The sequence below is a fragment of the Paenibacillus sp. VMFN-D1 genome (genome assembly GCF_003386155.1).
Classification (GTDB): domain Bacteria; phylum Bacillota; class Bacilli; order Paenibacillales; family Paenibacillaceae; genus Paenibacillus_AQ; species Paenibacillus_AQ favisporus.
In genome coordinates, this window is the sequence record NZ_QRDU01000006.1 from 238,942 (window position 1) to 251,363 (window position 12,422).

Sequence of the window (12,422 nt, forward strand, 5' to 3'; positions counted from 1 at the left end):
GGGAGCATAGATTATGCATATGAAGAGCCTGCTGCATTTTACCGAAAACCACCGGTACTGCGTGTTCCGTGATTTTGGTTTAAGCAGCCTCGACAACCGAATGCTCAGCTCCGTATACCAGCCCATGGTCGGGGCATTTGCCATCAGCTTATACCACCTGCTGTTTCAGCATATCCCGGCAGAGAAGCTGGGCTACTCCCGGGTTGAACAGCAGCGGCGCATTTTCCTGTCGCTTGGGCTTGAGCCGAGCGAGAAGGGACGCAAATATCTGATTGAGCAGGCTTCCCGTCTGGAAGCGGTGGGGCTGCTGCAATCCTGCCGGATTTACGTGCCCGAGCAGGAAGATTACATGTACGAATACGAGCTCCAGGCACCACTCTCGCCGTCGGAGTTCTTTAATACACAGCATTTGACGCTGCTGCTGCGCGATAAGATCGGCAAATTTGCCGTCCTGTCGCTGCGCGAGGAGCTGTGGTCGAAGGAACCGGAAGAGTATGCCGGATCATCGTCCGTCCATAAAGAAAATATTTCATTGGCCTTTTACGATATTTTTGAACTGAACACCCATGTGATCGATTACGAGCTGGAACAGGCGTTGTCCGAGGTATCCACGTCAAGACAGCCTGGACTTCGGGTTCTCGATGAGGAAGGGGCGCTGAACTATTCCGATATCATCCTGCGCTTCCCGCGGGATTCCGCCAACCGCCGGCATGTGGAGGGGCTGCGCTTCAACCATGAGCAGATGGGCGTCATCAATTTTGTCGGACGCAAATACGATCTCAGCGTCCAGGACATTTGCCGCCTGCTCGATGAGGACGGCATCTTTGGGCCCGACGGCGACATTCTGCTCGACGAGTTCCAGCATAAGGCCAGCCTGCAGTTCCGTCAGGACAAGCGACGCCAGGAACAGCGGGACGTGTACGCGGGGAAGGTCATTTCCTTCCGGCAGGCAGAAACGGAAGAAGAGCAGGCTCCGCTGGAGCATGCCGTGCAGATGGAATATTACGTCGACGTTCCGGTTCAGTTCCAATCCAAATGCGACATTCACCAGTATAATATGATGCTTCGGAATGAGCCGTATACGAAGCTGCTCAGAACTTATTTTCCGGGCTCGGTGCCGGACAATTTTATCGATATATTCGAGAAGATCGACCTCAGCTACAAGCTGCCGGGTGAAGTCATCAATGTGCTGATCCACTACCTGATGTCTCTTTTGACCGAAGGCGGGAACGACCAGCGGATCAACCGCAATTTTGTCGAGGCCATCGCCTCCAACATGCTGCTGAAGCAGGTCAACTCCTATGAGAAAGCGGTGGAGTACATCCGCGACCAGTCCAAGGTTAAAGGAAAGCAGGCCGCAGCAGCCGGCGGCGTAAGAACCCGTACATACGGCGGCAAAACGGTGAAGATGAAGCCGGATATCCCGCTGGCCCAGGAAGATGGGCAGGTCGGCGATGTCAGCGAGGAAGAGTTTGAGGAAATGCTGCGTATGGCAGCTGAAATGCAGGCAAGCAAGAAAAAGGGCGGCATATAGAACCGCCTGAAGAGAGGGGAGGACAACCGGCATGGATTCTTTGGGGCAGCTGCTGAAGCAGATGAGAGGGCCATCTTTTATACAGCGGTCGCAGGAGATCGCGGACGAACTGCTAAGGGATCCGGCGGTACGGGAGCTGCGGCAGGAGCATCCGGAGCTGGAAGAATCGCTGCTGCGGATGAACGTGACCCGGCTGTACCAGTTTGCAACCGACCGGCGGCACTGTGACCGCTGCCCGGGGCTTGAGCGGTGCCCGAACGATTTTCAGGGACATTACAGCAAGCTGGAAGTGGAGGTCGTCAACGGGATTACGGAACTGGTGGAACGCAAGGTTCCCTGCACCCTGCAGACGGCCAAGCAGCAAGAGGACCAGATCAAGAAGCGGATCCGCAGCTTTTACGTGGACGAGCGTGCATTGAGCGAAGGATATAACGAGGTCGAAATTATGGGCAAGGACCGGAACCGGGCTCCGGCGGTGAATCAGGTATTCCGGTATATCCGAGACGTACGCGAGAACGGTCTGCCGAACAAGGGACTGTATCTGTACGGATCGTTCGGGACCGGCAAAACGTTCCTGATGAGCTATCTCCTTCATGAGCTGGCGATTACCGGTCATACCGGGGTTATCGTGTACATGCCTGATTTTGTGGAGGATCTGAAGGGGATGCTTAGCGATAACGTGAAGCTGAAGGAGACCGTGGAGCTGATGAAGGCGTGCGATCTGCTCATTTTTGACGATATCGGCGCCGAAAATTTGAGTCCCTGGGTACGCGACCACGTGCTAGGCTCCATCCTGAATTACCGGATGAACCGCAAGCCGACCTTCTATACGTCAAATTATGCTCTGGACGGCCTGGAAAGGCATCTGAGCTTCACGAACAAAGACGGCGAAGAAGGGCATAAGGGGCAGCGGCTGATGGACCGTATCGCGCCGTTCGTCGATGTCGTGCATTTGCACGGGGAGAATCAGCGCCGCAGACAGTGATAAAGGGCCGTTTCAACAAGGACCCGGGCCAAGCGGCATTTTGCATCATTACCAAATTCACTGTTTATAAGCCAAAAAAACCTGGCCAACCTGTCCAAAAGACAGGCAAAGCCAGGTTTTCTTGTAAGCCCTATGGGGCTAATTAGCCGGAAATAACAAATTTAATGATCACCATGACTGCAAACAGAACGGTCATAAACAGCGCCATTCCGCCAAAGCCATTCATCAGATCCATTAAATCATTGCGCGGCTCTTCGTTCACGTGTTTCCGCGGATCGTTAGCGTGCACGTTTGCATCCATTTGAACAAATGCCTCCTCATCATGGTTTCAGCCTGATGTCAATGAGCCTTCTCATGAACAGAGAAACCCGAGTTAACATTAGTATACCCAAACTTCAAAGAATTTGTAAAGAATATATGGTGAATACTTATAGGGGCAGGGAAGGGTGGCTGAACGGTTAAGGGGCCCGAATTTCGTTTAATCTGTAATTAAGGGTTTCACATTTCTTGACGGAATGTGTTATACTTAAACTGTCCACAAAGACATATCAGTTTAGACGTCCATTTGCGCTCTTGCGATTACGGGGGATACCAAGCGGCATGGCCGTTTTTTCGTCCCCTGCGTACAGCCGCTAAACATGGTCTGTCTTCTGTGAAGCAGAATACACCGAATTTTTTTCTTATAAGGAGGAAACCTATTATGGCAATTGTGAATGTATCCGACCAATCCTTTAACGCTGAAATCGAAGGTCAAGGTACGGTTCTGGTAGATTTTTGGGCACCATGGTGCGGTCCTTGCAAAATGATCGCTCCGATTCTGGAAGACCTGGCTAACGAGCTCGGAGACTCCGTGAAAATTGCCAAACTGAACGTGGATGACAATCCGGAAACGGCGTCCCGTTTCGGCGTGATGAGCATCCCGACTTTGATTTTCTTCAAGGACGGTCAACCGGTTGATAAAGTGGTCGGCCTGAACTCCAAAGAAAACCTGAAAAACATCATCGCTAAACACCAATAATTGGTGCATGGCCGATGACAGGCGCCTCCGGATGATTCCGGGGGCGCTTTATTTCGTGATCGGGGCGGGAATTTCCCCCGCGGGGACTATTGAAAACAGGATCACAGTGCTAAGTCACCGCAAAGCACCCAAGACAGGCACCGGTGCGGCCCGACTTTTGCCGGGTCATATTGCTGTATTCAGCCGTTTTCTCCTATAATATAAGTACCGGGAGGTGAGCCGAAACGGCATGGACGATTTTGCAAAGCAATTACAGGAACAGGAAAAAGCACTGGAGAAGATCCGCAACAAGCTGGCTTTGCTGCCCGATCTGCCCGGTTGTTATTTAATGAAGAATGCCGATGGCAAGATTATTTATGTAGGTAAAGCCAAGGTGCTGAAGAACCGGGTCCGCTCCTATTTTACCGGCAGCCATGACGGCAAGACGCAGCGTCTGGTGGCGGATATCCGGGATTTTGAATATATCGTGACCGGAAGCAACATTGAAGCACTCATTCTTGAATGTAATCTGATCAAAACGCATCAGCCGCGATATAACGTCCTGCTGAAGGACGATAAGACGTTTCCTTATATTAAAATTACTAATGAGCCGCATCCCCGCCTTGAGGTGACCCGCCGCGTGCTCAAGGACAAGGCCAAGTATTTCGGCCCTTATCCGAATGCTTACGCCGCGCAGCAGACGAAAAAGCTGCTGGATCGGATGTACCCGCTGCGCAAATGCGGGGTCATGCCGAAGGAGGTATGCCTGTACTACCACATGGGCCAATGCCTGGCACCGTGCGAGAAGGAAGTCCCTCAGGAGGAGTATGACCGTATTACCCAGGAAATTAATTCATTTCTGAGCGGCGGGCACGAGGAGATTAAGAAGGAGCTCCAGCGCAAGATGCAGGAGGCGGCGGAGGAGCTGTATTTTGAACGGGCGAAGGAGCTGCGCGACCAGATCCTCAATATTGAAGCGATCATGGAGAAGCAAAAGATTACGACGACGGACACGAAAGACCGCGACGTATTGGGCTTTGCCGTGGATAAAGGCTGGATGTGCGTGCAGATTCTGTATATGCGCCAGGGGAAAATGATTCAGCGCCACGCGTCTGTTTTTCCGTTCTATGGAGAGGCGTACAGCGATTTCATGTCCTTCGTGACGCAGTATTACAGCGACAATCCGGCGCTGCCGAAAGAAATTTTGCTGCCTGACATGCCAAAAGGGGAAGAGGCGGAAGACAACAGCCGGCCAGAGGATGCCGCGGAATCGATCGATGCCGGCGGCGGCGCTGCATCCCTGCAGGAATGGCTCGGCATCAAGGTGCTGGTACCCCAGCGGGGAACGAAGCGCCAGCTTGTGGCCATGGCGGAGGAGAATGCCAAGGTCTCACTGGACGAGAAGTTCCGCCTGATCGAACGGGATGAGGAGCGGACGTCGAAGGCCGCCGCGAACCTCGGCCAGTATATCGGCATTGAGTCGCTGCACCGGATCGAGGCGTTCGACAACTCCAACATCCAGGGAACGAATCCGGTATCGGCGATGGTCGTGTTTATCGACGGCAAGCCCGACAAAAAGGAATACCGGAAGTACAAAATCCGTTCGGTTCAGGGACCGGACGATTACGATACGATGCGGGAGGTCGTCCGCAGACGCTACGAGCGCGTGCTAAAGGAAAATTTGGAGCTGCCCGACCTGATTGTCGTGGACGGCGGCAAAGGCCAAATTTCCGCCGCGATCGACGTGCTGCAGAACGAGCTGGGCCTGTTCATCCCGGTATGCGGTCTGGTCAAGGATGTCAAGCACCGGACCGCGCAGCTGATGGTGGGCGATCCGCCCGAGCCGATTTCGCTGCCGCGCGACAGCCAGGAGTTCTACCTGCTCCAGCGCATCCAAGATGAGGTGCACCGGTTCGCCATCACCTTCCACCGCGAGCAGCGCGGCAAGTCGATGGTGGCATCCAAGCTCGACGCCATCCCGGGCATCGGCGAGAAGCGGCGCAAGCTGCTGCTGAAGCATTTTGGCTCGCTCAAAAAAATAAAAGAGGCCCGGATTGAAGACTTCCGGCCTCTCTCGATCGGCGACAAGCTCGCCGGACAAATTATAGCAGCCCTTCAGGAGGAGGAGTCGTAGCATACGGCTTCTCCTTCTTTTTGCCGTAAAACAGGTAAATGACCCAGGCGACGATAAACGGCATGACGCAGGTGACCACGCCCGCCAAAATGTTCGTCAGATCCCCCATGCTGAACAAGCTGAAGCTCATCAGGATGCTGTCGAACACGACGTGGGCGAACATGACCGCGATGTAGCCGTGACGCAGGAAGATCAAGCTGAACAGGAGACCGATGAACAGGAGCTCAATCGGCCGGGTGTATATCGGGTAGATCGGGTACAGCGTATGGCCGAAGGCCCAAATCAGCGTCGGTATGACGCAGGCGACAAATGTGTTCCTTACGATTTTCTTCAGCATCGGTATGCCGAACAGGCGGTACACGGCTTCCTCGGAGATGCCGGCCATCCAGGCCATGATCGGCAGCATCCACGGGTACAGCATGTTATACGGGGACTGCGAGGCGTCCGTCGTGGACCAGCTGTGGATCGTCCGGTCCAGGACGAGATAGATCACCGACTGCGCCCCCATCAGGATAAATGCCCACAAATACCCGGTGAACATGCTGTGGAGCACGTAACGCCCGTATCCTGGCTCTTTGGCGCGGGCCCAGGCGTTGTAACCGGCTTTGCGCCATAGTCCGTCCCCGCCGACCAGGGAGAAATACAGGAGCACCGTCATCGCTATGCTCAGGATCACCTGAATGACCATGGCCACGATCAGCCCGAACTGGGAGAAGCCTTCCGCTTCCAGCACCGGCAGCATGTTATAAGTCGTCAGCAATGAGACAACAAAATAAAACAAGGATAAAAACAGCCCGCGGGCAAAGGATGTGTACCGCCGCGTCAGCGCACTGTAAATGATGGCGAGAATGCCGAGGACGATCGTAAACAGTCCATATCCCAGCATGGTCAGCATTGTGGCGCTATTGGTCTGCTTCTCTACATAAGCCGTATGAGCGGATGGGACCGAAAATCCAGGGAGGAAGGAGTGAAGCTCCCCATCCTCAAAGGCAAACTTGAATTCCAGCTGCGATTCCCCGATGTGCGAGGAGGAGTCGGTATAGATCAATCCGGGCTCATCCTTGCCGCTCGATACTTTCAAGGAGCTTGTGTTGTAGCCCAGCTTCTGCAGCCAGGACGAGGCGATTTCCTCTTTATCCTCCAGCGTCATGTTTCCTTCGACAATTCTCAGTTTCTGCTTGCGCATCGTTTCGTTCGTTTCAGCCATCGCGGCCGCATACTTGGAATACGGAGGCGTGATGGAGAACCCGACCACCTTGCCCGTGTTCATATGTACGTCTACATTGACATATCCCTGATCGCTCGACTCGGGAAGCCGGACCCGGAACACGTCATAAGGATACTTCGGTTCGTATTTCTTGTTATATTCCGTAAGAAGCTTCTCTCTGGATAAATAACCGTAAAGGTCCGATTCCGACTGGTATGTGACAAGCGGCTTATCTGCAATGCCTGTTTGAATATTCAACCGGTCTGAGGCAAACGCTTTGGCGGCTGCTTCCGCCTCCGATTTACTGATGACCTTGGTCGTTTGCCCCTCCAGCGTCTCCGAGCTCGTCTGCGGAAACACTTGTACGAAAAAGAATAAAATAAGGCCGATGACTCCCAAAATGCCCAGCCATTTATAATTGGCCCTGATTTCCAGCGGCTGGTTTAACCGGTCCATGAAATCCCCCCTTGAATGTGATAAAGATACCATTCCCCCCATTACAGTACGGTAAACATAACATAGAAGATTCGCCCAAAACCAGTATACCCTGAAAATAGTGGTGAAAAAACGATGAAAATCAAGGAAAGCCATCGAAAAGAGAAGATAACCGCAGGCCGTGTCCACTTGCATTGCGAATCAGGCTGTTTTCCAACCAATTCATCAGAAAAAGGCCTTTGTGATGTCCCACAATAAAGATTATAATTTTGATGCAAATGAATAAGAACGCCGAATTTCTCATTGAAAACGGGGGAACCATTTTTTTGGGGTGAATTTCGTTGGGCGGTTTTGTCGTCCGCGAATAGGGCAACCTGTGCATGCCCGAATCCGTCAGCTAACCTCGTAGGCGTCGTGCATGCAGGAGCCAAACCGAAAGGCATTGGATTTCCGATGCTTTTTTTCTTTTGACTTTTTTAAAGAGGTGAATGTATTGATTGGTAAATGGAAGTGGTTCCGGCTGGCCCCTCCGCAAATATTAACTCTGGGTTTTGCGGCCATTATTTTGATCGGAGCCATACTGCTCACCTTGCCGATTTCGAACACGACGGGAAAGCCGCTGAGTTTTATTGATGCCTTGTTTACGGCAACCTCGGCGACATGCGTGACCGGTTTGGTTGTCAAAGATACGGGGCTATACTTCAGCACGTTCGGCCAGGTGGTCATCATGCTGCTGATTCAAGTCGGGGGACTCGGCTTTATGACGATGGCCACCCTGGTCGCTCTGGCTTTCAAGCGCCGGATTTCACTTCGGGACCGGCTCCTGCTGCAGGAAGCGATGAATCAAAATACGATGGAAGGCATCGTCCGTCTGATCCGGAAAGTCATATTTTTTTCGTTGGCGATCGAAGGCTGCGGAGCGCTGCTGCTCGCCATCCGGTGGTCGTTCGATATGCCTCTTGGAAAAGCAATCTATTTTGGAATATTTCATGGTGTGTCCATGTTCAATAATGCGGGATTCGACCTGTTCGGCCATTTTAACAGCCTGACGGGATTTGTATACGACCCGCTCGTCAATTTTGTCGTGATGTTTCTGATCGTATCCGGCGGTATCGGTTTTATCGTCATGTCCGACCTGGTAGATTACCGGGTAAACCGGAAGCTGTCACTTCATACGAAAGTGGTATTGTCCATGACCGGCGCCCTGATCGTGATCGGAGCAGTCGTCATCTTTATCTTTGAATTCACGAATCCCAAGACGCTCGGTTCCCTGAACTGGGGTGGCAAAATTCTCGCCTCGCTGTTCCAGTCGGTTACGCCGCGGACGGCCGGGGCGAATACGCTGGACCTGGCAAGTATGCGCCAGGCGTCGCAATTTTTTACGATCATCCTGATGTTTATCGGCGCTTCGCCGGGCTCCACGGGGGGCGGAATCAAGACTACGACGTTCACCATTCTCGTCGGTGCGGTGATTGCGATGATCCGCGGCCGCGACGATATCGTTTTGTACCGTTACCGTTTGGCCCAGGAGCGGATTTTCAAAGCGCTGACCATTACCTTCCTGGCCTTGTTCCTGGTGGTCGGCGTATCCATGGTTCTGTCTACGACAGAAGACAGCAGCTTCTTGATGATCCTGTACGAGACAACTTCGGCTTTCGGCACCGTAGGATTATCGCTCGGGCTGACGCCGCATTTGTCCTTGATCGGGAAAATCCTGATCTGTGTGACGATGTTTGCCGGGCGCCTTGGACCCCTGACCTTTGCCTATGCGCTCGGTCCGAAGAAGGGCAAGGAGCTGTACCGCCATCCCGAAGGCAAAATCATTATCGGGTAACCGTGGCTTGGATGAATCAACGTTTCAATTTTTCAAAGTCATCATATATAAAATCAACATTAAGGGATAAGGAGCATCTGGAGAGAAATGAAAACACAGCAGTTTGTCGTCATCGGTTTGGGGCGGTTCGGCTCAAGCCTGGCCATGGAGCTTATGGATTTGGGTTACGAGGTGCTTGGGGTGGATATTAATGAAGAAGTGGTCAATGATATGAGCGAGCATTTGACTCACGCCGTAGTGGCGGATGCAACCGATGAGGAGGTTCTTAAATCGCTGGGAATCCGTAACTTTGACTGCGGGATCGTGGCGATCGGGGACGATATCCAGATGAGCATCCTTGCCGCAATCCTGCTGAAGGAGCTCGGCGTTCAGACCGTGGTGGCGAAGGCCATCTCCATGCTGCACGGCAAAGCCTTGTCCAAACTGGGCGTGGACCGGGTGATCTTCCCGGAGCGGGATATGGGCATCCGGGTGGCGCATCAGCTCGTGACGCCGAATTTGCTGGATTACATTGAGCTGTCCAAAGAATACAGCATCGTGGAGATGACCGTACCGCAATGCCTGAACGGAAAGACGCTCAGCGAAGTCAATACGAGAGCCCGGTACGGTTGCAGCATCGTCGCACTTCATCGTCCTGAGGGAATCATCGTTGCGCCGACGGCGATGGACCAGCTGCATGCGGGGGATATCATGGTCATTATCGGCTCTAACAGCAATATCGACCGCTTCGAGAGCGAAGCGGTGAACGTCAAATCGTAAATCTGGAAGTGAGACAGACATGGAATCCCCGACGACCGAAATCATTCATCACATTTTAATACTGCTGCTGTTTATCATTGCCGTCGGCATGCTGTCCGGAAGACTGGCCTCCTGGCTCAGGCTTCCCGACGTTGCTGTGTTTATCGTGGCAGGCATGCTGCTTGGGCAGGGGCTGCATCTGATCAACGAGGCAAGCAGCTCGCTGATCAACCAGCTGATCCTCTCCGTCGGCTCGGCGCTCATTCTGTTTGACGGCGGCCGGAACCTGAAGCTGAGCGGGCTGCGGAAGGTATGGATCACACTCTCCATGCTGAGCGTTCCCGGCGTCATCGTCACGACCTTGATCGTCGGAACGGCCGTGCATTACCTGTTCGGGCTGGACTGGCTTTTTGCCTTCCTGGCCGCCGCCGTCATTGCCTCGACCGACCCCGCTTCGATCATTCCTGTGTTCAAGCAGGTAAAGATCAAGGAAAGGGTCCGGGAGACGGTGGAGAGCGAGTCTGCCTTCAACGACGCGACCGGCTCGATTCTGACCTTTGCGCTGCTGGCCGCGGTGACGGGCAGCGGTTCCTTACATATCGGGACGATGACCTGGGATTTCGTAAAAACCGCCGTCGGCGGCGTTCTCGTCGGCGCTGTCGTATCTATGATTCTTACGTATCTCGTTGCCCATTTCCGGCTTGGCGTTCTGAAAGACTACACGACGATCACGATGATCGTCGTCGCACTTTCTTCTTATTTAATAGGAGACCTGATTCATGTCAGCGGATTTATGGCGACCTTCGTGGCCGGGCTGATCTGGGGGAACGCGGATACGTTCGGGCTGTCAATGGACGATAAGCTGGAGGAGACCGCATCGTTTGCGGACAATACGAGCGTCATGATGCGGATGCTGATTTTCATCCTGCTCGGCAGCCAGGTCAACTTCCGGGTGCTTGGCGATTACTTCTGGCCAAGCCTGGCGGCGGTCCTGGTGCTGATGGTCATCGCCCGGCCCATCACGATTCTGCTCTGCGCACTGCCCGACCGCAAGGTCAAATGGTCCTGGCGTGAGCTGCTGTTCATGATGTGGGTCCGGGAGACCGGGGTCATTCCCGCCGCCCTTTCGGGCATGATCGCCGGCATGGGCGTAGCCCACGCCGATGTTATCTCGGCCGTGACGTTCATGGCGATCATGCTGACGATTCTGCTGCAGGCCAGCACCACGGGACTTGTCGCCCGCAAGCTGGGCCTTGAGGTCAAGGCGGAGCCGGCGGCTTCCAGGCCCATGGGGAAGAAATAGCCTGTAACATGATCCGAGCCGTCAGGAGCGGGGGAATCCCGTCTTGACGGCTCTTGATATGCGGCGCCCGTTACTCATCCCGGGTGCGGCCGAAAATCTTTTTCGTTTCTTCGATCCAGCGGCGCGCCCCGGCGCTCAGTCCCCCGTTTTCGGAGTAGACAAGCGAGGTGGTGCGCCGCGTTTCCTGCAGATCGGGAATATGAAGAATCGCCAGGTCGTTGTCGTCCAGCAGCTGACTGCGCAAATACGACTTGGGCAGCAGTGCCGCCGCCCTGCAGGCGGGCAGAAGCCGGACGATCGCTTCAAATGAATCCATTTCCATCCGGATGTCCGGAACGACGCCGGCCCGGTGGAACAATTCGTCTGTCAATTTCCGGTACCACGTTCCGGTTGAGAAAATAATCATCGGCAGGCCGTGAAGCATATCCATGCTCACGTTATCCTGGCCGCACAGCCTGTGATTGCGGGGAAGCACCAGCTCCAGGTGGTCGTCGAACAGCGGCGTGCAGCGCAGGCCGGGCTCTTCGATGGAAGAGGCGACGATGCCTGCGTCCAGCTTCTTGTCGCGGACGGCCGACACGATTTCGTGCGTTTTCCCGGTGACCAGCTTCAGCTCAGCGGAAGGGTGCTTCTCCATAAACGCGTTCACCAAAGGCGGCAGCGTCGTCTGAAGCGTGGTCAGGCTGGCTCCGAGCGTCACCGAAATTTGATCGTCCCCTTTGTACTTGGCGATCATCTGCATGAACTTCTGCTGCTGCTGCCGCTGCTCCAGGGCAAAGGTATAGGCCGACTGGCCGAAGGCCGTCAGTTCAAGGCGCTTGCCGCGGCGGTTGAACAGCTGCACGCCGAGCTCGTCCTCCAGCTTGGTAATTTTACGCGAGAGGGCGGGCTGGGACAAATTCAGCAGCTTCGAGGCCTTGTTCAGGCTCGACTGCTCCACCACCGTGGCGAATACATCCAGATCTTCAAACATGTCATTCATCTCCATGAAACTTTTGGACTGGGGCTGCTTGGGGTAAGATGGTTATAGGTGCGGTCTGTCTTCTGTGAAGTTACATCGACAATTGATTGGCTTTAGATATAAGAACGAATAGGCTACGGAGACAGAGCTTCCTTATATCGCAATAAAAACTTCCGCTAAACGCAGGTCTTATGCATTTACATTATAACGTTTAATAATTATATTGCAATTCCATTATAAGAAAAAAAAGAGTAACATGAAAAGTGCCACAAGTTGTTCACAGGTTAGAAAAAG

At 53.7% G+C, this 12,422-nt stretch carries 10 protein-coding genes and 1 riboswitch; of the genes, 7 read left to right on the top strand and 3 right to left on the bottom strand.

Annotation, left to right across the window (positions count from 1 at the left end; all coding sequences use genetic code 11):
* Positions 1-13: 13 nt before the first annotated feature.
* Complete coding sequence (locus C7820_RS29745; RefSeq protein WP_116234123.1) at positions 14-1,534, top strand: replication initiation and membrane attachment family protein; 1,521 nt, start codon at positions 14-16, stop codon at positions 1,532-1,534.
* A gap of 31 nt (positions 1,535-1,565) precedes the next feature.
* The gene (gene dnaI, locus C7820_RS29750) at positions 1,566-2,519 is read left to right on the top strand and encodes a primosomal protein DnaI (protein ID WP_116234124.1); all 954 of its coding nucleotides are present in this window, start codon (positions 1,566-1,568) and stop codon (positions 2,517-2,519) included.
* Positions 2,520-2,661: 142 nt separating this feature from the next.
* On the opposite strand, the gene C7820_RS29755 is transcribed toward dnaI, so the two are convergent.
* Entirely contained in the window at positions 2,662-2,820 is a 159-nt protein-coding gene (locus C7820_RS29755; RefSeq protein WP_089548459.1) for a YqzM family protein, read from the bottom strand.
* Between the two features lie 399 nt (positions 2,821-3,219).
* Here C7820_RS29755 and trxA point away from each other — a divergent pair, with 399 nt between their 5' ends.
* Both trxA and uvrC read left to right on the top strand, forming a co-directional pair.
* Positions 3,220-3,537, top strand: coding sequence for a thioredoxin (trxA, locus tag C7820_RS29760; protein WP_076174051.1), 318 nt, complete (start codon positions 3,220-3,222; stop codon positions 3,535-3,537).
* Positions 3,538-3,766: 229 nt separating this feature from the next.
* Positions 3,767-5,650 carry an excinuclease ABC subunit UvrC gene (uvrC, locus tag C7820_RS29765; protein ID WP_116234125.1) on the top strand — a complete coding sequence of 628 codons (1,884 nt, stop codon included), beginning with the start codon at positions 3,767-3,769 and terminating at the stop codon, positions 5,648-5,650.
* Here the strand turns inward: uvrC and C7820_RS29770 are convergent.
* A complete protein-coding gene (locus C7820_RS29770; protein WP_116234126.1) occupies positions 5,619-7,313 on the bottom strand; it encodes a CPBP family intramembrane glutamic endopeptidase in 1,695 nt (564 codons plus the stop codon). The genes uvrC and C7820_RS29770 overlap by 32 nt on opposite strands.
* Before the next feature lie 258 nt (positions 7,314-7,571).
* Positions 7,572-7,718, top strand: a riboswitch (cyclic di-AMP (ydaO/yuaA leader).
* 67 nt (positions 7,719-7,785) lie between these two features.
* Between C7820_RS29770 and C7820_RS29775 the strand changes: the two genes are divergently transcribed.
* From C7820_RS29775 to C7820_RS29785, 3 genes are all read left to right on the top strand, one after another.
* Positions 7,786-9,126 carry a TrkH family potassium uptake protein gene (locus C7820_RS29775; protein WP_251679019.1) on the top strand — a complete coding sequence of 447 codons (1,341 nt, stop codon included), beginning with the start codon at positions 7,786-7,788 and terminating at the stop codon, positions 9,124-9,126.
* Between the two features lie 87 nt (positions 9,127-9,213).
* Positions 9,214-9,885: a potassium channel family protein gene (locus C7820_RS29780; RefSeq protein ID WP_116234128.1), complete on the top strand. Its 672-nt coding sequence runs from the start codon at positions 9,214-9,216 to the stop codon at positions 9,883-9,885.
* A 19-nt stretch (positions 9,886-9,904) separates the two neighbouring features.
* Positions 9,905-11,167 (top strand): cation:proton antiporter, encoded by a 1,263-nt coding sequence (locus tag C7820_RS29785; RefSeq protein ID WP_116234129.1) that lies wholly within the window; start codon positions 9,905-9,907, stop codon positions 11,165-11,167.
* 70 nt (positions 11,168-11,237) lie between these two features.
* On the opposite strand, the gene C7820_RS29790 is transcribed toward C7820_RS29785, so the two are convergent.
* Complete coding sequence (locus C7820_RS29790) at positions 11,238-12,140, bottom strand: LysR family transcriptional regulator (RefSeq protein ID WP_089548454.1); 903 nt, start codon at positions 12,138-12,140, stop codon at positions 11,238-11,240.
* Positions 12,141-12,422 lie beyond the last annotated feature (282 nt).

What these genes read in the sequence shown, in the direction of transcription:
- C7820_RS29745 (WP_116234123.1), top strand. Translation starts at nt 14, where the DNA reads ATGCATATGAAGAGCCTGCTGCATTTTACCGAAAACCACCGGTACTGC.
- dnaI (WP_116234124.1), top strand. Translation starts at nt 1,566, where the DNA reads ATGGATTCTTTGGGGCAGCTGCTGAAGCAGATGAGAGGGCCATCTTTT.
- C7820_RS29755 (WP_089548459.1), bottom strand. Translation starts at nt 2,820, where the DNA reads ATGGATGCAAACGTGCACGCTAACGATCCGCGGAAACACGTGAACGAA.
- trxA (WP_076174051.1), top strand. Translation starts at nt 3,220, where the DNA reads ATGGCAATTGTGAATGTATCCGACCAATCCTTTAACGCTGAAATCGAA.
- uvrC (WP_116234125.1), top strand. Translation starts at nt 3,767, where the DNA reads ATGGACGATTTTGCAAAGCAATTACAGGAACAGGAAAAAGCACTGGAG.
- C7820_RS29770 (WP_116234126.1), bottom strand. Translation starts at nt 7,313, where the DNA reads ATGGACCGGTTAAACCAGCCGCTGGAAATCAGGGCCAATTATAAATGG.
- C7820_RS29780 (WP_116234128.1), top strand. Translation starts at nt 9,214, where the DNA reads ATGAAAACACAGCAGTTTGTCGTCATCGGTTTGGGGCGGTTCGGCTCA.
- C7820_RS29785 (WP_116234129.1), top strand. Translation starts at nt 9,905, where the DNA reads ATGGAATCCCCGACGACCGAAATCATTCATCACATTTTAATACTGCTG.
- C7820_RS29790 (WP_089548454.1), bottom strand. Translation starts at nt 12,140, where the DNA reads ATGTTTGAAGATCTGGATGTATTCGCCACGGTGGTGGAGCAGTCGAGC.